Origin of the sequence: Sphingobium sp. ZW T5_29, assembly GCF_044987515.1 — a bacterium.
Classification (GTDB): domain Bacteria; phylum Pseudomonadota; class Alphaproteobacteria; order Sphingomonadales; family Sphingomonadaceae; genus Sphingobium.
The window spans coordinates 58,500-79,648 of sequence record NZ_JBJDRM010000005.1 but is presented as its reverse complement, the minus strand read 5'-3'; the positions used below and the strand labels follow the sequence as shown (position 1 = coordinate 79,648).

At 62.0% G+C, this 21,149-nt stretch carries 21 protein-coding genes, 1 tRNA gene, 1 other RNA gene and 1 pseudogene; 13 read left to right on the top strand and 11 right to left on the bottom strand.

What is annotated here, in order from left to right; all coding sequences use genetic code 11:
• Window positions 1–69: 69 nt before the first annotated feature.
• The 3 genes from ACI3KQ_RS05625 to rpsD form a co-directional block, all read right to left on the bottom strand.
• Window positions 70–1,053, bottom strand: a complete 984-nt coding sequence (locus ACI3KQ_RS05625) for an agmatine deiminase family protein (RefSeq protein ID WP_404955620.1) — start codon at window positions 1,051–1,053, stop codon at window positions 70–72.
• A gap of 87 nt (window positions 1,054–1,140) precedes the next feature.
• Window positions 1,141–1,698 (bottom strand): PilZ domain-containing protein, encoded by a 558-nt coding sequence (locus ACI3KQ_RS05620; protein ID WP_404955618.1) that lies wholly within the window; start codon window positions 1,696–1,698, stop codon window positions 1,141–1,143.
• Window positions 1,699–2,167: 469 nt separating this feature from the next.
• Window positions 2,168–2,782: a 30S ribosomal protein S4 gene (rpsD, locus tag ACI3KQ_RS05615; protein WP_404955616.1), complete on the bottom strand. Its 615-nt coding sequence runs from the start codon at window positions 2,780–2,782 to the stop codon at window positions 2,168–2,170.
• A 179-nt stretch (window positions 2,783–2,961) separates the two neighbouring features.
• On the opposite strand from rpsD, the gene ACI3KQ_RS05610 reads away from it, so the two are divergent.
• Window positions 2,962–3,258: a chorismate mutase gene (locus tag ACI3KQ_RS05610; protein WP_404955614.1), complete on the top strand. Its 297-nt coding sequence runs from the start codon at window positions 2,962–2,964 to the stop codon at window positions 3,256–3,258.
• An 8-nt stretch (window positions 3,259–3,266) separates the two neighbouring features.
• Here the strand turns inward: ACI3KQ_RS05610 and ACI3KQ_RS05605 are convergent.
• The 4 genes and pseudogenes from ACI3KQ_RS05605 to rpiB all read right to left on the bottom strand — a co-directional run.
• Window positions 3,267–4,019: pseudogene (locus ACI3KQ_RS05605) on the bottom strand (RNA methyltransferase); the annotation flags it as partial.
• 70 nt (window positions 4,020–4,089) lie between these two features.
• On the bottom strand, window positions 4,090–4,551 hold the full coding sequence (gene nrdR / locus ACI3KQ_RS05600; RefSeq protein WP_404955612.1) for a transcriptional regulator NrdR: 462 nt from the start codon (window positions 4,549–4,551) through the stop codon (window positions 4,090–4,092).
• Window positions 4,552–4,643: 92 nt separating this feature from the next.
• Window positions 4,644–5,975 (bottom strand): serine hydroxymethyltransferase, encoded by a 1,332-nt coding sequence (gene glyA, locus ACI3KQ_RS05595; protein ID WP_404955610.1) that lies wholly within the window; start codon window positions 5,973–5,975, stop codon window positions 4,644–4,646.
• Window positions 5,972–6,424: a ribose 5-phosphate isomerase B gene (gene rpiB, locus ACI3KQ_RS05590; RefSeq protein ID WP_404955608.1), complete on the bottom strand. Its 453-nt coding sequence runs from the start codon at window positions 6,422–6,424 to the stop codon at window positions 5,972–5,974. Before rpiB ends, glyA begins: the two co-directional genes overlap by 4 nt.
• A 100-nt stretch (window positions 6,425–6,524) precedes the next feature.
• Between rpiB and ACI3KQ_RS05585 the strand changes: the two genes are divergently transcribed.
• A complete protein-coding gene (locus ACI3KQ_RS05585; protein WP_404955606.1) occupies window positions 6,525–6,719 on the top strand; it encodes a hypothetical protein in 195 nt (64 codons plus the stop codon).
• Here the strand turns inward: ACI3KQ_RS05585 and ACI3KQ_RS05580 are convergent, their stop codons facing one another.
• Window positions 6,720–7,805: an HPP family protein gene (locus tag ACI3KQ_RS05580; RefSeq protein WP_404955604.1), complete on the bottom strand. Its 1,086-nt coding sequence runs from the start codon at window positions 7,803–7,805 to the stop codon at window positions 6,720–6,722.
• 129 nt (window positions 7,806–7,934) lie between these two features.
• Window positions 7,935–8,591: an alpha/beta hydrolase gene (locus ACI3KQ_RS05575; RefSeq protein WP_404955602.1), complete on the bottom strand. Its 657-nt coding sequence runs from the start codon at window positions 8,589–8,591 to the stop codon at window positions 7,935–7,937.
• Window positions 8,592–8,722: 131 nt separating this feature from the next.
• On the opposite strand from ACI3KQ_RS05575, the gene ACI3KQ_RS05570 reads away from it, so the two are divergent.
• From ACI3KQ_RS05570 to hisI, 11 genes are all read left to right on the top strand, one after another.
• The gene (locus ACI3KQ_RS05570) at window positions 8,723–9,760 is read left to right on the top strand and encodes a cysteine desulfurase family protein (protein ID WP_404955599.1); all 1,038 of its coding nucleotides are present in this window, start codon (window positions 8,723–8,725) and stop codon (window positions 9,758–9,760) included.
• Window positions 9,757–10,848 (top strand): cysteine desulfurase family protein, encoded by a 1,092-nt coding sequence (locus tag ACI3KQ_RS05565; protein ID WP_404955597.1) that lies wholly within the window; start codon window positions 9,757–9,759, stop codon window positions 10,846–10,848. The genes ACI3KQ_RS05570 and ACI3KQ_RS05565 overlap by 4 nt, the downstream gene beginning before the upstream one ends.
• A gap of 19 nt (window positions 10,849–10,867) precedes the next feature.
• On the top strand, window positions 10,868–11,203 hold the full coding sequence (locus tag ACI3KQ_RS05560) for a 2Fe-2S iron-sulfur cluster-binding protein (RefSeq protein WP_404955595.1): 336 nt from the start codon (window positions 10,868–10,870) through the stop codon (window positions 11,201–11,203).
• A 10-nt stretch (window positions 11,204–11,213) separates the two neighbouring features.
• On the top strand, window positions 11,214–12,143 hold the full coding sequence (gene blaSGM / locus ACI3KQ_RS05555) for an SGM family class A beta-lactamase (RefSeq protein ID WP_404955593.1): 930 nt from the start codon (window positions 11,214–11,216) through the stop codon (window positions 12,141–12,143).
• A 53-nt stretch (window positions 12,144–12,196) separates the two neighbouring features.
• Window positions 12,197–12,294: signal recognition particle sRNA small type (gene ffs, locus ACI3KQ_RS05550), an RNA gene on the top strand.
• 52 nt (window positions 12,295–12,346) lie between these two features.
• Entirely contained in the window at window positions 12,347–13,963 is a 1,617-nt protein-coding gene (locus ACI3KQ_RS05545; protein WP_404955591.1) for a DNA polymerase III subunit gamma/tau, read from the top strand.
• A complete protein-coding gene (locus tag ACI3KQ_RS05540) occupies window positions 13,960–14,283 on the top strand; it encodes a YbaB/EbfC family nucleoid-associated protein (protein WP_404955589.1) in 324 nt (107 codons plus the stop codon). The genes ACI3KQ_RS05545 and ACI3KQ_RS05540 overlap by 4 nt, the downstream gene beginning before the upstream one ends.
• A gap of 132 nt (window positions 14,284–14,415) precedes the next feature.
• A complete protein-coding gene (gene lon / locus ACI3KQ_RS05535; protein ID WP_404955587.1) occupies window positions 14,416–16,812 on the top strand; it encodes an endopeptidase La in 2,397 nt (798 codons plus the stop codon).
• 176 nt (window positions 16,813–16,988) lie between these two features.
• Window positions 16,989–17,261 (top strand): HU family DNA-binding protein, encoded by a 273-nt coding sequence (locus ACI3KQ_RS05530; RefSeq protein ID WP_404955585.1) that lies wholly within the window; start codon window positions 16,989–16,991, stop codon window positions 17,259–17,261.
• Window positions 17,262–17,515: 254 nt separating this feature from the next.
• Window positions 17,516–17,592 (top strand) — tRNA-His (locus tag ACI3KQ_RS05525).
• Window positions 17,593–17,699: 107 nt separating this feature from the next.
• Window positions 17,700–18,068, top strand: coding sequence for a phosphoribosyl-AMP cyclohydrolase (gene hisI, locus ACI3KQ_RS05520; protein WP_404955583.1), 369 nt, complete (start codon window positions 17,700–17,702; stop codon window positions 18,066–18,068).
• A gap of 44 nt (window positions 18,069–18,112) precedes the next feature.
• Here the strand turns inward: hisI and ACI3KQ_RS05515 are convergent, their stop codons facing one another.
• Window positions 18,113–18,778 carry a L,D-transpeptidase family protein gene (locus ACI3KQ_RS05515; RefSeq protein ID WP_404955841.1) on the bottom strand — a complete coding sequence of 222 codons (666 nt, stop codon included), beginning with the start codon at window positions 18,776–18,778 and terminating at the stop codon, window positions 18,113–18,115.
• Window positions 18,779–18,854: 76 nt separating this feature from the next.
• Entirely contained in the window at window positions 18,855–21,122 is a 2,268-nt protein-coding gene (locus tag ACI3KQ_RS05510) for an NADP-dependent malic enzyme (RefSeq protein ID WP_404955581.1), read from the bottom strand.
• Window positions 21,123–21,149: the final 27 nt, after the last annotated feature.

Genomic DNA, 21,149 nt, shown 5'->3' with positions numbered 1-21,149 from the left:
AGACGAGTGCCCATAGGGGCGGCAGAGGCAACGATCAGCAAATAGGGCAGGAAAGTGCCGGTGCAAGGTTCAGGCAGATGGCATTTGCTGACTCGTGCAATGGAAGCTGCCCCCGCCCGAAAGGATCGCGTTGCTGGGCAATCCCACAACCTCACGACCGGGAAAGAAGGGGCGCAGCGCATCAACGGCGGCCCGATCGTTGGGGCAGCCATATAATGGGACGATGACCACCGCATTGCCGATGTAGAAATTCATGTAGCTGGCGGGGACGACCTCGCCATCCACGACGACCCGGCCGGGGGAGGGAATGGACGCTACCTCGATCCCGAACGCCTTGGCCCTGGCAAGGGCATCGGCATAGATGGCGGCGTTGGGATCGTCGGCTGTCGTCGCTTCTGGCAGTGCCAGAAGGCCTGGCGCCAGGAAGCGGGCCAGATTATCGACATGGCCATCGGTGTGATCATTCAGCAGCCCGTCGCCCAGCCACAACATATCCGACAGCCCCAGGGCGCCCGCCAGCAGCGTTTCGATCTTGCCCCGATCCAGGTCGGGATTGCGATTGGGATTGAGCAGGCACTGTTCGGTCGTGACGAACAGGCCGGTGCCATCGGTATCCACCGCTCCCCCTTCGAACACCCATTGCTGTGTGGATGTGGGCAGGCCGGTGGTGGCGGCCAATCGCGCCCCGATATCCTCATCGCCCTCCATCCGGTATTTGCCGCCCCAGCCGTTGAAGCCGAAATCGACGAGCGCACGCTCCTTGCCGCGCATGACTGCAATCGGGGCGGTATCCCGCAGCCAGACGTCACCCAGCTTCTGGACGACGACTTCGGCGCCCGGATCGATCAGCGATCGGGCAGCCTGTGCATCCGTTTCGCTGGCGGCGACCAGCCGCACTTCCTCGCCACGCCCGCCTGCGTGCAGGGCGTTGGCGAAATCGGCGATCTGCCGCCGCGCGTCGTCAAAAGCGCCGGGCCATTCTTCGGCATTTGCCGGAAAGCCGATCCACGTCCATTCATGCGGCGCCCATTCGGCAGGCATATGGAAGGTCATGGGCTTTCTCCTGACGATGCGGATCCTTTCTGCCCTCTACAGGATCACAGCCTGCATGAAAGTGGCAAATGCGCCGAGGCGCACCCATCAGCCCTGCATCTGCGCGGTCCATTGATCCAACAGCTTGAATCCCAGCGGTACATGGAATTGCAGCCCGAAACTGCGGTCCTGTCGCCAACAAACGCTTGCATCGCGCTTGCCAAGGCCTTCGATCGATATCTGGACGTCCGTCCCTACGGCCAATGATGCGGTTTCGTCGATGACCTTGACGCCGGACAGGGAGATGTCCTGCATCACACAACTGCAGTCGCCATCGGGCGTCGTGACGGAAACTGGCATGGTGAAATGGAGGCGTATGGCTTCTCGTCCGCCACGTCCGTCGCGCTGCTCCGCCAGCATGGCAGAGGTGGACATCTGCCCTTCGAACAACAGCAAGACCTGGTCGCCCTGAACAAAACCAACCACGGCAGCGATGGTAAAGCCGTTCCGCAGCGCCAGCGTGACGCTTTGCCCCGAATCCAGGGGCAGGGTGGTCCGTATCAACGCTTCCTTGGATGCGAGGGAATGCACGACGCATAAGCGTTCCCTATCCGCCGTGACCAGCTTGCCTACATGCAATATTGTGACTGCGTTTTTGATCTCCATGGAGCATCCACCCTTCGTTGCGACCGCGTTTCTTTTATGGGGGGCAGTTAAACCTATGGATTCCGTAGCGGAAGTGGAAACGACTCCTGCCTCATGTACGAAAAGGGGACAGTTGCGAGCAGCCCTTTGTCACCAGCGGGGACATGGTTTTAGGTGTTAGCGGGGTTCGCGCGGTGACGGACTGGCGGAAATGTGCCGATTAATGATCCGTCGCTTCTGTTACGGAATTCATCGCCTGGGGTCGGCTGGACCTGCCGGTCATGCTCGCGAGTGCACGTCCTGCATCAAAATAAAGTTCAGGATCGCTCTCCACCTGATCCCATCCCAGCCCGAATCATATCTGCGCCGGGATTGATCGGCCCAGCCCGCTGTTTGGGGAGGGCGCGCGATACTGAGCAAGGCATGGAGCGCAAAAGAAAAGGCGGCCCATAAGGACCGCCTTTCCGAAAAATGCAAAAGTCTGGATCGATCAGCGCGAATAGAATTCGACGACCAGATTCGGCTCCATCTTGACCGGATAAGGTACTTCGTCGAGCGTCGGAACGCGGACATAAGTTACCTTGGTGGCGCCATCGGGAGCGACATAGTCAGGAATTTCGCGCTCTGGCAGGCTCTGCGCCTCCAGAACCAGCGCCATCTCCTGCGCCTTCTTGCCCAAAGTGATTTCGTCGCCCGGCTTCACCAGACGCGACGCGATGTTGCACTTCACGCCGTTCACATAGATGTGACCGTGGGAAACGACCTGACGCGCCGAAAAGATGGTGGGAGCGAACTTGGCGCGATAAACGACAGCGTCCAGGCGGCGCTCAAGCAGGCCGATCAGGTTCTGGCCGGTATCGCCCTTCATGCGCGCGGCTTCGATATAGTTCTTCTTGAACTGCTTTTCGGTGATGTCGCCGTAATAGCCCTTCAGCTTTTGCTTGGCGCGCAGCTGGATGCCGTAGTCGGACATCTTGCCCTTGCGGCGCTGACCATGCTGGCCGGGGCCATATTCACGCTTGTTGACCGGGCTCTTGGGGCGACCCCAGATGTTTTCGCCCATGCGGCGGTCGAGTTTATGCTTGGCGCTGGAACGCTTCGACATGATATTTCCTTCGATATGCTAACAACGTTGTTTCCGGTCGTCGCCTGCTTGCCTCAAACAAGGGGCAGGGCCACCGCTTCACCGGAGTGCGGGACCAATCGCGAAGGCGCGCCTATGAAGAAGGGCCTGGCTCATGTCAACCCTCGACAGGGCGGTTATGCGGGCTTAGGCAGCTGCCCATGAACCCGGAAAACTACACCAGCATGGCGCAAGTCCGCGCGGGCGTCGACACTATCGACCGGCAACTCGTCGCGCTGCTGGACCAGCGCTTTGCTCATATGCGGGCGGCGGCACGGATCAAGCCCGATCGTGCCGATGTGCGGGACGAAGCGCGCAAGGCGCAAGTCATCGCCAACGCGCGCTCCGAAGCGGAACGCCTGGGCGTGCCTGCCGACATCGTCGCGGACCTGTGGGACCGGCTGGTCGAAGCGTCCATTGCTTACGAACTGAACGAGTTTGAACGGCTCAGGGCCTGAACCCACCCTTAGCGACGCCGAGGGCGGGACAGGGTGGACAGAACGCCGCGCAGCGTTCGCACTTCAAAATGATTCCAACCCGGCTTCGTCAACAGATTGCGCAACGTCCGCTTGGTCGCGGTGGCGCGGTCGGGCGGGAAGAAATAGCCAGCATCCTCCAAAAGCGCTTCGAACTGGTCCAACATGCCTTCCAGCTCGATTTGCGGGGCGGGCTCGCCAAGATCGTTGAGAGTGGGCTGCTCCAGCCCCGCCTGTTTCGACCATTCATAGGCGCACAGGATCACCGCCTGGGCCAGGTTTAGTGATCCGAATTCCGGGTTGATTGGAACCGTCAATATCTTGCGGGCGAGCGCAACATCTTCCGTTTCCAGTCCTGACCTTTCCGGTCCGAAGACATAGGCGCAGCGGCCAACTGCCTGATGCACTTCGCGCGCGGCCTCTTCAGGCGTGACCACTGGCTTGGTTACCCCCCGCTTGCGCACCGTAGTGGCATAGACATGCGCGCAATCCGCCACAGCCTCGGCCAGCGTGCCGAAAACCTGCGCCTGATCCAGGACGACATCCGCCCCCGCCGCAGATGGACCGGCGTCAGGGTTGGGCCAGCCGTCACGCGGGCTGACCAGCCGCATTTCGGTCAGGCCGAAATTCAGCATGGCGCGCGCGGCCTTGCCGATATTCTCGCCCAGCTGTGGCCGGACCAGAACGATGACGGGGCGGGATGTGGTGCTGGCTGTCATTTCGTTAGTCCTGGGTGGGGGCTGATCCGCCATTTCGAAGGCTTAATGGCTATTCAGGACAGACGAGGAAATGCAAGGAGCAGGGCTATCGGCCTCACTCACTCCCCACCTCTTTCACCGACCCGGCAAAATCCTCAAAGTCCCGCGCGTCGGTGAAGTCCTTGTACACGCTCGCGAAGCGGATGTACGCGACGCTGTCGAGCCGTTTGAGGCCCTCCATCACCATTTCGCCAATCGCGCGCGCAGGAATTTCCCCTTCACCACTCGTTTCCAGCTGGCGCTGGATGCCCGAAATCATCTTTTCCAACCGGCTGGGGTCGATCTGCCGTTTGCGGCAGGCAATGTCGATTGACCGGGCGAGCTTGTCCCGGTCGAACGCTTCCTTGCGTCCCTCGCTCTTGCCCACCCAGATGTCGCGCAACTGAATGCGTTCGAATGTAGTGAAACGTGCCCCACAGGCTTCACACTGCCGCCTGCGGCGAATGGCGGCGCCATCTTCGGTGGGGCGGCTGTCCTTTACCTGACTGTCGTCATGGGCACAGAAGGGGCAACGCATTCAGTGATTAGCTCCGTTCGTTTCAGGCGATTCGAGACACGGGATGGCACAGCCGCCGCGCCTCGACCACCCCTTGAAACGAACGGAGGCGATCAACCTTCGTAAATCGGGAAGCGGGCGCAAAGCGCCGTCACCCGGTCACGCACATTGGCCTCGACCGCCGCGTCGCCATGCTCGCCGCCGGAACGCTGGGTATCGCGCAGACCTTCCAGAACGTCGGCGATCATATCGCCAATCGCTTCGAATTCCGCGACGCCGAAGCCGCGGGTCGTGCCTGCGGGCGAACCCACGCGAATGCCGCTGGTCTTGGTCGGCGGCAACGGATCGCCCGGCACGCCATTCTTGTTGCAGGTGATGAAGCTGCGCTCCAGCGCCTCGTCAGCATCCTTGCCCGAAATGCCGTAGGGGCGCAGGTCGATGAGCGCCAGATGCGTGTCGGTGCCGCCGGAAACCACGGCCAGGCCGCGCTGCTCCAGCTTGGCGGCCAGCGCCTTGGCATTGGTGACGATCGCCTGGGCATAGGTCTTGAATTCGGGCCGCAGCGCTTCGCCGAATGCAACCGCCTTGGCGGCGATGACGTGCATCAGCGGCCCGCCCTGCAGGCCGGGGAACACAGCCGAATTGATCTTCTTCGCAATGGCTTCATCATTGGTCAGGATCATGCCGCCGCGCGGACCGCGCAGGGTCTTGTGCGTGGTCGTGGTCACGACATCGGCGAAGCCGAAGGGCGTGGGATGCGCACCGCCAGCGACCAACCCAGCGAAATGCGCCATATCGACCATCAGCAGCGCGCCGACCTTGTCAGCGATCGCGCGGAAGCGGGCGAAGTCGAGGTGGCGGGGATAGGCCGATCCGCCCGCGATGATGAGCGTCGGCTTGGCCTCGATCGCCTGCGCTTCCAAAGCGTCATAGTCGATCAGATGCGTATCTTCGCGCACGCCATATTGTACGGCATTGTACCACTTGCCCGACAGGGCGGGCTTTGCGCCATGCGTCAGGTGGCCACCAGCGTCGAGCGACAGGCCCATGATGGTGTCGCCCGGCTTGGTCAGCGCCAGCATCACCGCGCCGTTCGCCTGCGCGCCCGAATGGGGCTGCACATTGACGAAGCCGCAGTTGAATATCTGCTTGGCCCGGTCGATGGCCAGCTGTTCGACCGTATCCGACGGCGCGCAGCCCTGATAGTAGCGCTTGCCCGGATAGCCTTCGGCATATTTGTTGGTGAAGACGCTGCCCTGCGCCTCCAGCACTGCCTTTGACACGATATTTTCGGACGCGATCAGTTCGATCTGGGCCTGTTCGCGCATCAGTTCGCTGGCGACGCCCGCAAAGACTGCCGGATCGGCTTCGGCCAGGCCGCGGGTGAAATATCCTTCGGCCCGGATGTCGGACAGGTCAGGCTGGGCGAGGGCGGCTGTGCTCATCGGCTGGCTCCTTGAAGCGCGGGCTGGGACAGTTTTTCGACGCGGCCACTATGGCGGCCACCGCCGAATTCGGTGGAAAGAAATGCTGTGATGCAGGCACGGGCCATGTCGACGCCGGTCAGGCGGGCGCCCAGGGCGAGAACGTTGGCATCATTATGTTCGCGGGCGAGCGCGGCCGACAGAGGTTCGGATACCAAGGCGGCGCGGCATGCGGGGTTGCGATTCACGGCAATCGAAATCCCTATGCCCGATCCGCACAGCGCAATGCCGCGATCGGCGTCGCCAGCGGCCACAACGGCTGCAAGCTTGTAACCATAATCAGGATAATCGACGCGGTCGGCGGTCGCCGGGCCAAGGTCGTTTACCTCATGTCCTTCAGCACGCAGCCAGTCTGTCAGTTCCGCCTTCAGATCGACAGCGGCGTGATCGGAAGCGATTGCGATTTTCATATGCCGTCCCCTGCATCATATGGGGGTGATTCGTCCCGCGCCTCATAGGGGGTGCGCTGATCAATTGCCACAGTCCAGCTGCCGCCTTATGGCCTGCATCATGACTGGTACGATATTATCCATCCTGATGCTGGCGGGCCTGTTCCTGACCGGCGGCGGCATTTACGCGATCGTCAGGAAGGGGGATCGCAAACGCGGTATCCTGATGATCATAGCCGGATTGGTGATGTTCGCCAACGTCGGCATTTCCGCCATTCCGGGACCTGATGTCGCCCTACTGGATGGCGGTAACTGATCAGGGATGCAATGCTATCGCCGCCAGAAGGTCGGTCTGCGTCACCAGGCCGCGTAACCGGCGATCATCATCCACGACAATCGCTTCGCGGCGCGTTCCGCTGGTCAGTGGCCGCAGCAGCTGGGCCACCGGGGTCGCGGAAGTGACCAGCAGGGGTTCGGACGCAATGTCCCTTACCCTCTCGCCAGCTTTCGCCAGGTCGAGCGGCCCGACCAGGCCGCGCACGCGCCCGGCTTCGTCAAGCACCGGCAACGACAAGAGCCGCCGGGTGTAGAGCAACTGCCGCGCCTCTGAAACCGGCTGCCCTTCGCCTATCGCGATAACGTCCCGGGACATGATCTCTCCGCAGGTAAGGTCGCCATGAACCCGCTCGGCGGCGCGTATTTCGGCGTCGTGCAGCACGACATGCAAGTCGGCAGCATCCACATCCAGAGCGTCGCCATAGGCTTCCAGGGCTTCTTCCACATCACGCTCCGACGGGGTGCGCAGCGGCGGAGCGCTATCCTGCGTTCCATGCGGGCTAGGTGCCTTGGGCGCGACATGTGGATAGCTGTGCCCGGCAATCCGGTGGAAGATTATCGCCACGACGAGCAGCAGGGCGGTATTCACCGCAACCGGCACCAACGCGAACATGAAGCTGGGGGCCGCTCCACTCGCGCCAAGCACAGCCGACAGCGCAACCGCACCTCCCGGTGGATGAAGGCAGCGCAGCAGCGACATGGCCGCGATGGCGCAGCCCACGGCCAGCGCGGCGGCGACGGTAGGATCGGGGATCGCTCTGGCAATGGCGATGCCGACGACCGCAGAAATCACATTACCGCCGAACACTGACCAGGGTTGGGCCAGCGGGCTTGCAGGCACGGCGAACAGCAGGACGGCGGATGCCCCCATTGGCGCGACCAGCAAGGGATGGGTGATGCCATTTCCCAACATCAGGCCGCACAACAGGCCCGTGATGGCGATGCCGCCAATAGCCCCGCTCGCGGCCTTCAATCGATCGACAAAGGCCGGCCCCGGCGGAGCGGGTATGAAGGCGCTGTAATAGCGGCTCCAGATCAGGCGGGCGTCATTTTTCGGTTCGGTCATCAGGCGTGGCGGCTAGCCGCGAAGGGTGACAAGGCCAAGCAGGAATTTCACCCGCCTGGGCAAGCTGCGCTTTGCGGGGGTGCTGGCGGATCGAAGGGGCGAGCCCATCAATCCGCCTGCCCATCAGGATCAGCGGATCGGAGAGTCGGGGGCGAGCCGCATGTCGAGATAATTGTCGACGGACTTCATCAACTGGTCCAGCTCATGTTCGAAAAAGTGGTTCGCGCCACGGATTTCGTCATGATGGATTGTGATGCCCTTTTGTGTGCGCAGCTTGTCGACCAGCTTCTGCACGGCGCTGGCGGTCACTACCTCATCGCCCGTTCCCTGGACGATGATGCCGGACGAAGGGCAAGGCGCCAGGAAGGAAAAGTCGTACATGTTCGCGGGCGGAGCGACCGAGATGAAGCCGCGAATTTCAGGACGGCGCATCAGCAATTGCATGCCGATCCACGCGCCGAATGAAAATCCGGCGATCCAGGTGGTCTGCGCTTCGGGATGGAAGCTCTGCACCCAATCCAGCGCTGCGGCTGCATCGCTCAATTCACCGACGCCGTTGTCGAATGTCCCCTGGCTACGTCCCACGCCCCGGAAGTTGAAGCGCAAAACCGCGAATCCGCGTTTCACGAACGTCTTGTAAAGCGCCTGGGTGATGCGATCGTTCATCGTGCCCCCGCCTTGCGGGTGGGGATGAAGGATCATCGCGACAGGGGCGCGAGGGCGGGGCGGAGGGCTGAAACGCCCTTCAAGGCGGCCTTCAGGGCCAGGAAAGATAACGTCGGGCATGGCACCTTATTATGGTTATGGCCGCGAACGGCTGACTGGATGCGGGGGCGCAAGCCTTTGCTGGCGTTGCGCGGCAGACCGCCTATATAGAAGTCACCGCCGTTTCCGCAATCAATGAGTATAGCCGCCTAGTGGCCGCCGATCGCCTTTACCTGGATCATGCCGCAACGACGCCGATGATGGCCGAAGCGAAAGCGGCGATGATCGAAGCGATGAACCGCTGGGCCAACCCGTCCAGCCCCCATGCCGAAGGGCGTGCGGCGCGCGCTGTGTTGGAAGACGCGCGGGGCAGGATTGCGCGTGCGCTGGGCTGGCAGGCGCATGTCATCTTCACCTCCGGCGCGACCGAAGCGATCTCCATGGCGCTGGGCCACGTACCTGCCGACGATATTGCGACCTCGCCGGTAGAACATGATTCCGTCCTGCGCGTCACGCCTGGAGTCGGTCGGCTGCCGGTCGGTCGCGACGGGCGCGTCGACACCAAGTCTAACTCCGTGCTTCCGCGCGTGATTGCGGTCCAGCACGTCAATAACGAAACCGGCGTCATCCAGCCGCTTGATAAAATCGATCGCGCCGACACGTGGCTGTTCGCCGATTGCGCCCAAAGCGCGGGCAAGCTCCCCCTGCCGGACGCGGACATGATCGCGATCAGCGCACATAAATTCGGCGGCCCGCCGGGAATCGGCGCACTGCTGGTCAAGAACCTTGCCCTTTTGCGCCCCAGTGGCGGGCAGGAACAAGGCTACCGGGCCGGAACGGAAAATCTGCCGGGCGTGATCGCCATGATGGCTGCGCTGGAGGAGCGGCGGAACTGGCTGGCGGAGGCTGAACGACTGCGGGCAAGGCTAGACAGTGGAATAGAGGCGGCTGGGGGCGAAGTGGTTGCGCGGGACGCTCCACGCATCGCTTCGATTGCCAGCTATCGCATGCCGGGCGTGTCGGCCCGTGCGCAACTGATCCAGTTCGACATGGCGGGCATATCGGTGTCGGCGGGTAGCGCCTGCTCATCCGGTTCGCTAAAGACCAGCCATGTGCTGCATGCCATGGGCTGGGACGATGTCGCCGCATCCGAAGTTGTACGCGTCAGCTTTGGTCCGGCTACGGATGAGGCGGATGTGGATCGCTTCCTGCGCCAGTGGACGGGCCTGATGGAACGTGGACGGCGATGACCATCTATCTCGACTATCAGGCGACAACGCCGCTCGCGCCCGAAGTGTTTGACGCCATGGTGCCGCTGCTCCGCGAACAGTTCGCCAATCCTCATAGTGCGCACAGGCTGGGCCGGGCAGCCGCGGCCCATGTCGAGCATGCACGGGCGGAAGTTGGGACGTTGTTGCCGCCCGGCGGCCAGCTTCTCTTCACATCAGGCGCGACCGAAGCGCTTAACATCGCCATTCAGGGCGCTCCTGCTGGCGGCATCGTTACCATCGCGACGGAACATGCGGCGGTGCTGGATACCGTGCTGGCTCAGCAGGGCAACGGACGCGACATGGCCATTCTACCCGTCGGGCCGGATGGCCTGGTCGATATGGATGCAGCCGCGCGCGCAATTCGACCCGGTGTGGCGCTGGTCGCGGCGATGCTGGTCAATAATGAGATCGGCGTGATCCAGCCTGTCGCCCAACTCGCCGATATGGCGCATGAAGCGGGCGCGCTGTTTCTATGCGATGCCGTGCAGGGCTATGGCCGCGTGCCGCTGCCTCAAAATGCCGATATGATCGCGATTAGCGCGCACAAGATCCACGGACCCAAGGGCGTGGGCGCACTCTGGCTGCGCGATAGGGTGCAGCTTCAAACCGTCATCCATGGTGGAGGGCAGGAAGGGGGGCTGCGTTCGGGCACTCTATCGCCTGCCCTGTGCGCGGGTTTCGGCGTCGCTGCCCGGTTGATGCGGGAAAGGGCGGACGCTGACCGATCCCATGTCGAAGCGCTCTGGGACCTGGCGCGGGCGCTGTTCGCCGACTGGACCCTGAACGGCAGCGCGGACTGCCGCTATCATGGAAATATCAATCTGCGCCGCGAAGCCATTGATGGCGCGCGCCTGTTGTCGGATTGCCGCAATGTCGCTTTTTCGCTCGGCAGTGCTTGCGCGAGCGGGTCCGGGCGTCCTAGCCATGTGCTGCGCGCCCTGGGACTGCCGGACGGAGAGGCGCGTGGATCGGTTCGGATCGGCTTTGGTCGATACACGACACTGGCCGAATTGGAGGATGCGGCGGCAATCATAAATAAAGCGGCAGCCGCACAAGCGGCGCCATAAAGCCAAGGGAAGTCGCAATATGGTCAGGGTCACCTTCATCAGCGCCGATGGCGAACATCGACAGGAAATCGACGCCGCCAGCGGATCGGTCCTGCTGGACGTCGCCCAGGCGGCGGGCCAGCCTTTGGAAGGGACCTGCGAAGGTCAGATGGCTTGTTCCACTTGCCATGTGATCGTGGATCGGGATCATTTTGACAGGCTGACTATCGCCAGCGAAGCGGAGGAGGATATGCTCGACCTTGCGGCGGCGGCCACGCGGACCAGTCGTCTGTCCTGCCAGATCGTCCTTGATGACACGCTGGACGGCCTTGTCGTCCGCATTCCCGGCCAATCCCACAATATGCAGGGCATGTAAGCAGATGCGCTTGGTCCTGCCCGCCGCTTTGCTGGCTACGGCGATGCTTGTGACGATCGGCAGCGCGGTTGCCCAGGAACGCCAGTCGCTCCTGCCGCCCGCGCCGCGTTACATGGTCAGCCAGTCGGCAATGGAAGCCGCGCGCAATCCTCGCGAAATCGAAAAAGAGACTGGCGGACGGCTGGGTGTGGCGCTGATCGACAGCAAGGGCGCTTTGCTGCTCGGCTTCAACCGGGACGACCGTTTCGCGATGTGCTCTACCTTCAAGGCGCCTCTCGCGGCTGCCGTGCTGATGGGTGCGGAAGCAGGCAAGTTCGGGCTGGACGGGCAGGTCGCCTTTTCCAAAACCGACCTCCAGGAATATGCGCCAGTCGTAAAGGCGAACATGAAGCGCGGGCGCATGTCGATGGCCGAACTCGCCGAAGCGGCGGTGGAAGTGAGCGACAATAGCGCCGCCAATCTGCTGCTTCCCTTCGTGGGTGGACCAGAAGGACTGACGGCGTTCATGCGCTCGCATGGCGATGCGGTCAGCAGGCTGGACCGCAACGAACCCGACCTGAACGAAAATGCGGAAGGGGACGTGCGCGACACGACCAGCCCCGCGGCGATGGCTGGACTCATGGCGCGCCTGATATTTCAGGACATGCAACCCGACAGCACCAAGCGACTGCGTGAATGGCTGAACGGCAGCAGCACGGGCGACCGTCGCATCAAGGCCGGACTGCCCGAAGGCTGGACATCGGGAGGCAAGACAGGCAGCTGCGGCACGGCGTTCAATGATGTCGCCCTGGTCAAGGCGCCGTCTGGCGAAGAATATGTCCTCGCAATCTTTCTCGATCGGCCCACGGTCGATGCCAAGGCAGCTGACAGCGCGATTGCGCAAGCGGCACGGGCGGCGCTTGGGCTGATCGGCAAGGCGCAGCGCACGGGGCTGGAGTAAGGACGCGCGCACTTTGCGCCCTTGCCATCGCCGATCCCTTTCGCCATATGCGCCGCGGGAGTCGGGCGGACGTGGTCGTCGCCAACTTGGTCAGGTCCTGACGGAAGCAGCCACAACGATTTCGCCGCGGGTCGTTCCGGCTCCCACCCTTATCCGGCTTTCCGGCTTCGACAGCCGCCCGCTAAGCCGCTAGGTTGATCCTTATGTCCGATTCACCTCAGCCTTATCGCGTGCTTGCGCGCAAATACCGGCCGCGCAATTTCAATGAGCTGATCGGGCAGGATGCGATGGTCCAGACGCTGGGCAACGCCATTCGTCGCGGGCGGCTGGCTCATGCCTTCCTGATGACGGGCGTTCGCGGCGTGGGCAAGACATCCACGGCGCGGTTGATCGCCAAAGCGCTCAATTGCGTTGGTCCAGACGAACGGGGCGGCCCTACGATTGACCCGTGCGGTCAGTGCGAACCGTGCACTGCAATTGCCGAAGGTCGGCATATCGATGTCGTGGAAATGGACGCTGCCAGCCACACCGGCGTCGATGACGTGCGAGAGATTATTGAGGCGGTGCGTTACGCAGCCGTTTCCGCGCGATACAAAATCTACATCATCGACGAAGTTCACATGCTGTCGAAGAACGCGTTCAACGCGCTTCTCAAGACGCTGGAGGAACCTCCCGCGCATGTGAAGTTCCTGTTCGCCACGACTGAAGTGAACAAAGTGCCGGTCACCGTCCTGTCCCGCTGTCAGCGCTTTGACCTGCGGCGCATCCCGGCGGAAATGCTTTCCGCGCATTTCGCCCATGTCGTCGAAGCCGAAGGCGTCGCTGCGGAAGACGACGCGCTCGCGCTGATCGCGCAGGCGGCTGAAGGCTCAGCACGCGATGGCCTGTCCATTCTGGATCAGGCCATCGCCCATGCGGAAATGGGTGAAGGTGCGCCGCGGGTCACCGCCGCCCAGGTGCGTGAGATGCTGGGCCTGTCGGATCGCGCTGCTGTGCGGCGCTTGCTGGCCCTGCTGCTGGAAGGCGACACTGGCGCTCTATTGGGGGCGGTGCGCGATCAATATGCGCTGGGGGTCGAACCGCTTGCACTGGTTCGTGGCCTGTTGGAATTGGTCCATGCCGTGACGTTGTTGAAGGCCGGGCGCGACATCGCCAGTCCGGGGCAGTCGGCGGAAGAGAGGGAAGCGTTGGCCAACTGGGCCTCGCAAATCGGCTTCGCGCCGCTCCATCGTCTGTGGCAGTTGCTGCTCAAGGGACATGACGAGGTGGCGAGCGCTGCCTTTCCCATCGAAACTTGCGAAATGGCGCTTTTACGGGTGATGCATGCCGCGACCATGCCTGATCCGGGTGAGATCGCCCGTCTGCTGCGCGATGGACCGTCGGCCGCGCCGGGCGCGCCGATTTCGGGCGCCCCCGACGCACCGGCAAGCGAAGGCCCCGCCGCTTCGCTTCCCGCAACATTCGAACAGATGATCGTCATGCTGGAGGATGGCGGGCGGCACATGATCGCAGGGCAGATCAGGGACTGCGTGCGCCTGGTCAGCTACGCGCCGCAATCGCTGGAAATGCAGCTTGCCCCGCCGCTCGACGCGAATTTTGCAAAGACGCTGGAAGGCGCGCTGCATCAGGCGACAAAGGTTCGCTGGCAGGTGCGGATCAGCGATGGCCCCGCTGCGCCATCCCTGTTGGAACAGGAACAGCAACGGCGCGCTGATGAGCGAGCGGAAATATTGGAAACACCCGTGGTGAAGGCGGCAATGGCGGCCTTCCCGCATGCGCAGCTTAGCGATGAGCTGGAACAATGGAGCGCAGAGCGATGAAGGATCTGAACGAGATACTGGGCATGGCCAACCGCGTGCAGGAGGAACTGCAACGCGCGCAGGATAATCTGGACAAGATTGAGGTTGAAGGCGCTGCTGGCGGCGGCCTGGTCAAGGTGCGCGCATCGGCCAAGGGTCGGATCGTGGGCGTGTCGATCGACGACAGCCTGCTCGCCCCTTCGGAAAAGCAGATGCTGGAAGATCTCGTCGCCGCCGCGTTCAACGACGCGCGCAAAAAGGCAGACGAGGTAAGCTCTGCTGAAATGGCCAAGATGACCAGCGGTTTGCCCCTGCCTCCCGGCTTCAAGCTGCCTTTCTGAAGAATATGGGCACGTCCTCAGTCGCCGTTCATGGTTCCTTTAATAGGCTGGCGCGATTGAATGGCGGGATGACTGTCCCCATAAAGCGATGAACTGCATGGCGGCCAAGAGACCGGCGGCATCGGAGATTGAATGAACACGCAATATCCCCTTCTTCCACTGCGCGACATTGTTGTTTTCCCGCAGATGATCGTGCCGCTGTTCGTTGGCCGCGACAAAAGCGTCGCCGCCCTTGAATCGGCTATGGAAGGCAATAAAGAAATCTTCCTCGTTTCGCAGCTTGACCCTGCGGAGGATGATCCCAGCCGGGATTCGCTGTACGACACGGGCGTCATCGCCGTCGTCCTGCAATTGCTCAAACTGCCCGACGGCACGGTGCGCGTGCTGGTCGAAGGAAAGAGCCGCGCTCAACTCGTATCGATCGACGCGGACGGCACGCATCTGGTGGCGGATGTCAGCCCGATTGAAGAGATCGCTGCGGAAGGTCCCGAAGCCGCCGCATTGATGCGCTCGGTTGCGGAACAGTTTGAAAATTACGCCAAGCTCAACAAGAAGCTGCCGGCCGAAACGCCCGTGCAACTGCGTGAGATCGAAGACGCCGGACGACTGGCCGATGCCGTGTCCGCCAATATCAATGTCAAGGTCGCCGACAAGCAGTCGCTGCTGGTTGAGGCTGATCCGGTCAAGCGGCTGGAGATGGTCTTTGCCTTCATGGAAGGCGAACTGGGCGTGTTGCAGGTCGAAAAGAAAATCCGGGGCCGCGTGAAGCGCCAGATGGAAAAGACTCAGCGCGAATATTATCTGAACGAACAGCTGAAGGCGATCCAGCGTGAACTGGGTAATGGAGAGGGTGAGGAAGGCGACGAACTCGCCGAACTGACCGAAAAGATAGCCAAGGCCAAGCTCAGCAAGGAAGCGCGTTCCAAGGCGACGGCGGAGCTGAAAAAGCTCAAGGGCATGCAACCCATGTCCGCCGAGGCGACCGTCGTCCGCAATTATCTGGACGTGCTGCTGGGACTTCCCTGGGGCAAGAAGGGCAAGGTCAAGAATGACCTGAAGCGGGCGCAGGCCATCTTGGACGAAGATCATTTCGCGCTGGAGAAGGTCAAGGACCGGATCATCGAATATCTCGCTGTTCAGGCGCGCACCAACAAGCTCAAAGGTCCGATCCTGTGCCTCGTTGGGCCACCGGGCGTCGGCAAAACGTCGCTCGGTCGCTCGATCGCCAAGGCGACAGGCCGTGAATTCGTGCGCCAGTCATTGGGCGGCGTGCGCGATGAAGCCGAAATTCGTGGCCACCGCCGCACCTATATCGGATCACTGCCGGGCAAGATCGTCACCAACTTGAAGAAGGCGGGGACGATGAACCCGCTTTTCCTGCTGGATGAAATTGACAAGCTGGGCCAGGATTTCCGGGGTGATCCCGCTTCGGCACTGTTGGAAGTGCTGGACCCGGAACAGAACAGTAAGTTCCAGGATCATTATCTGGAGATCGACGTCGATCTGTCCGACATCATGTTCGTGACGACGGCCAACTCGCTGAACCTGCCGCAGCCATTGCTCGACCGCATGGAGATCATCCGTCTCGAAGGCTATACTGAGGATGAGAAGGTGGAGATTGCCCAACGGCACCTGCTCCCCAAACAGTTCGACGCCCATGGCCTCAAGGATGGCGAACTGGAAGTCACCGAGGCGGCGGTGCGTGACCTCATCCGCTATTATACGCGGGAAGCCGGTGTGCGGACGCTGGAGCGCGAAATCGCCCGGCTTGCGCGCAAGGCACTGCGCAAGATCCTGGAAGGCGCGTTCGAAAAGGTGACGATCACGCCGGACAATCTGGCGGACTATGCCGGTGTACGGAAATTCCGCCATGGCATGGGTGAAGAAGAAAACCAGATCGGCGCCGTGACCGGCCTCGCCTGGACCGAGGTCGGCGGGGAATTGCTGACCATCGAAGCCGTGACAGTGCCGGGCAAGGGACAGATCAAGACGACCGGCAAGCTGGGCGAAGTGATGAACGAATCGGTTCAGGCGGCCTTCTCCTATGTGAAGGCGCGCTCACCGGGCTATGGCATCAAGCCCAGCATCTTCATTCGCAAGGATATCCACATTCACCTTCCCGAAGGCGCGGTGCCCAAGGATGGGCCTTCCGCTGGCATTGGCATGGTGACCACCATCGTATCGACGCTGACCGGCATCCCCGTCCACAAGGATGTGGCGATGACGGGTGAGGTGACGCTGCGCGGTCGGGTGCTGCCCATCGGCGGGCTGAAGGAAAAGCTGCTCGCCGCGCTGCGTGGCGGGATCAAGACGGTCCTGATCCCTGCGGAAAATGAAAAGGATCTCGCTGAGATTCCGGCCAATATCCGCGAGGGACTGGAAATCGTGCCGGTCGCGCATGTGGATGAAGTGCTGGCGCGGGCACTGGTTTCCACCCCCGAAGCGATTGCCTGGACCGAAGAAGATGACCTGGCCGCGCAACCCAGCCCCGCACATGGCCGGGACGGGGATGGGTCCTTGCGTCACTGACAAGGGTTAAGTGGCTGTTAAGAGCCGGTTTGATGAGAGATGATCTGGATCAGAAAATCTTGTCGATGCCGGTTCTTTTGTCGTTTTCCCTTTGACAGTCATTAAAAGCTGCGCCTTATTGCGCCGCTTACGCGATTCCGACGTTTATCCATAAAGCTAGAAGGGGGTTCCAAGGCATGAATAAGCAGGATCTTATCAGCGCCGTCGCTGAAACGAGCGGCCTGAGCAAAAGCGACACGACCAAGGCTGTTGAGGGTGTGTTCGAATCCATTTCCGCCGCGCTGAAGAAGGGCGATGAAGTTCGCCTCGTCGGCTTCGGCACCTTTTCCGTTTCGCAGCGCAAGGCGTCCACCGGTCGTAACCCGCGCACTGGCGAAACCATGACGATCAAGGCTTCGGCTCAGCCCAAGTTCAAGGCTGGCAAGGGCCTGAAGGATTCGGTAAACTAAAATCCGGCATCCGGTTCGCCGGATCGTTCTGCCCCCTTTTAGCGGCATCTGGCCGACAGTTGGTGGGAAGTTTTTAGGAGAGCGGCGCGGCAGGTGGATAATCCATCGCCCGCTGTATGTTTGAGGCGGATTGGGGGAAGGGCCAGACGGTTCGTCCCCCTTTCCTTTTTCGTTGAAGAGACCCATCTGGGCGCTTGACGAGGCGGAAATGGCCGCATATGTGCCGCTTCTCTCTCGGGCCATATGGCCCTGTGGCGATCGTAGCTCAGTTGGTTAGAGCGCTGGTTTGTGGTACCAGAGGTCGGGGGTTCGGATCCCCTCGATCGCCCCATTTCCCCTTCTGCATCAATTAATTGGGCGCGTGCCGAACGGCGCGGGAAAGCCAACTTTCCATATTCACCCCTTCGCATCCCGATCATAGGCTTCTATAAAGCGGCGATGGATGATGCACGCGACCGGGGCCTGACCCTCAATCCCAAATATGACCGGGACGGGCTGATCACAGCCGTCGTCACCGATGCGGATGGAGGCGACGTCTTGATGGTCGCCCATATGAATGCTGAAGCGTTCGCGTTAACGGTCGAAACCGGACTCGCCCATTTCTGGTCCAGAAGCCGCCAGTCCCTTTGGAAAAAGGGCGAAACGTCAGGCCATATGCTGCAGGTCCGCGACATTCGCATAGATTGCGACCAGGATGCCGTGTGGGTGAAGGCGACGCCCGCCGGCCCCAGCTGTCACACGGGCGCGCGATCATGCTTTTTCCGGCGCGTGGGGGCGGACGGTCTAACCCCGGTCGACACCGACTAGAAGGCGGCCTAGCCGTTGCCCTGACCGCTGTCGCGCACCGCAACTCAGGGGTGGGGCAGGGCCGCACCGACATTCAGCATTTTGCCGTTGGTGATGATCACCAGATCGCCCAGTTTGGCTATGTTGAACAATTTGCGCGCAAAAGCCGTTGGCACGCCGATGCAGCCATGGGTCGCTTTGCCCCATTGAACATCGCTGCCGTGGATCGCGACGCCATCATTTGTGAGGCGCAGCATGTAGGGCATGGGCGCGCCATAGATTGAGGACACATGGTCCGCATCCTTCTGCGTGATCGGAAACGCGCCCAGCGGGCTGGGCTTGTCATCCGCACCATAAAGTATGACGGCCGCGCCGATTTCATGCCCGGCGCGGAATACGGATAGCGTCTGGGCCTTCAGGTCGACGGTGATGATCACCGGGCCGACCGCAGGCGCGCGGCTTTCGTCCCAGGCATAGTCCCCATGGCGGAACGGGCCATGGATGGGCAGGACGCTTTTGACTGCCAGCGTATGCGGATCGACCGCCACGGGCTGAGTGCGTGCGCGTTCGACGGGGGCAACCGGGGCGACAGATTTTGGGGCCGTATCGACCGCCTGCTCTGCCTTCGCGGTCGGCTCCAGGTCACGGCCCCGTTCCAGATACGCGGTGACCAGCAGCAGGACCGCTCCCGCGGTCGCTCCTACGGCGATCTTGGGTCCTGCAAATCGCATCAATGCCGTGATCAGTCGCACATTCACCCCGTTTTTCCGACAATCGCCTCAACGGTTTGCCGGAAAAAGATTAAGGTCACCCTTCCCGGTCGACCTCCGCCGCAGCGATGGCGGTCAGGTTCAATATGCCTCTGGCCGTCACGCCTGGTGTCAGGACGTGGATCGGTTGAGCCAGTCCCATCAGCATCGGCCCCACGGTAGGCGAACTGGATGACGCGGAAAGTGCCGTCAGCGTGATGTTCGCCGAATCGAGATTGGGCATGATGAGCAGATTGGCCGGTCCTTCGAAACGGGTGTCGGGGATCAGCTTTTCGCGCAGGGGCTGGCTCAGCGCCGCATCCGCGTGCATTTCACCATCCACCTTCAGGTCGGGCGCTGCCGCCTTCACGATTTGCAACGCAGCGCGCATCTTGCGAGCGCTGGGGCTGTGTGACGCGCCGAAATTGGAGTGGGACAACAGTGCGACACGGGGTGACAGGCCGAAATGCTTCAGCTCGGTCGCACCCAGGATCGCCATTTCCGCGACCTGCTCAGGCGTTGGATCAGGCACCATATGCGTGTCGGTGATGAACAATGCGCCGGGATCAAGGATCAGGCCTGTCAGCGCATAAACGCGACTATGTCCCGGCCTGCGCTCGACGATCCGCAGCACATGTTCCACCTGGCCCCAATATTCACTGTTGCCTCCAACGATTGCGGCATCGACCCGCCCGGTGCGCAGCAACATGGCTGCCGTCACGGTCGGGCGGCGATAAACGTGGCGAAGAACTTCGGCGGCAGGCACGCCCTTGCGCGCCGCGATCAGGCGATAAGCCTCCACCAGTTCGTTCATGACCAGATGATCGGTTTCTGGATCGATGACCTCGACATCGCGGTCCAGTTCAAGGCTCAGCCCCAGTTCGGGCAGCTTGTCCTTCAATATCCTGCGGCGCGCCACGATCACTGGCCGCACGATCCCTTCGTCCAGCCCATCCTGAATCGCGCGGAGCACACGTTCATCCTCGCCCTCGCCATAGGCGATCCGTCGGCACGTGCCGCGCGCTGCTTCGAACACCGGCAGCATGAGCTGAGCCGACCGTGTATTCTGCTGTGCCAGGGACCGCCGGTAAGCCTCTATATCCAGGGCGCGCTTGGCAACGCCGCTGTCCATTGCCGCCTTCGCCACAGCGGGAGCGATCTCGGCAATCAGGCGGGGATCGAACGGAGTCGGGATGATATATTCGGGGCCAAAGGCCAGCTTGCGGCCGCCATAGGCCTGGGCGACGCTGTCATGTGCGGGCAGCCGGGCAAGCGCGGCAATCGCCTCGGCAGCCGCCGCTTTCATCGCTTCGTTAATCTCGGTCGCGCGCGCGTCCAGCGCTCCCCTGAAAATATAGGGAAAACAAAGGACGTTGTTGACCTGGTTTGGATAGTCGGATCGCCCAGTCGCGATGATCGCGTCAGGGCGCGCCGCCTTGGCCACCTCTGGCCGAATTTCCGGCTCTGGATTGGCGAGCGCGAAGATCAGCGGCCTGTCGGCCAGCAGCGGCAACCATTCGGGCTTCAACACACCCGGCGCGGATAGCCCCAGGAAGATGTTCGCGCCCGGCAGCACTTCCGGCAAAGTCCGGGCGTTCGTATCGCGTGCATAGCGCGCCATGTTGGGCAGCATGTCCTCGCGCCCGGAATGGATCACTCCATCCTTGTCGGTCAGCGTGACATTGTCCACCTGCAGTCCCATGGACACGAGCAAGTCGACGCAGGCGAGCGCCGCCGCGCCAGCGCCCGACGTTACCAGTCTGGCTTCGGCCAGGCTTTTGCCTTGCAGGACCAGCGCGTTACGCACCGCTGCCGCGACGACGATGGCGGTGCCATGCTGGTCGTCGTGAAAAACGGGAATGTTCATCCGCTTCTTCAGTTCCGCCTCGATGGCGAAGCATTCGGGCGCCTTGATATCTTCCAGGTTGATGCCGCCAAAACTTGGTTCCAGCAGCGAAACGGCCTCGATGAACTTTTCAGGATCGGTGGTATCGACCTCCAGGTCGAACACGTCGATGTCGGCGAACTTCTTGAACAGGACCGCCTTGCCCTCCATCACCGGCTTGGACGCCAGCGCGCCGATGGCGCCCAGGCCAAGCACCGCCGTGCCATTGGAAATGACCGCGACCAGGTTGCCGCGCGCGGTATAGTCCATCGCCTTTTCGGGGTCTTGCGCGATCTCCAGGCATGGCGCGGCGACGCCCGGAGAATAGGCCAACGCCAGATCGCGCTGATTGACCATTCGCTTGGTCGGCTCGATCCGCAGCTTTCCCGGTTGCGGCAGGCGGTGATAGTCCAGTGCGGCGCGGCGTGTGTTTTCGTCCATGCTGGGGGATTAGTGGCCATTCATCGC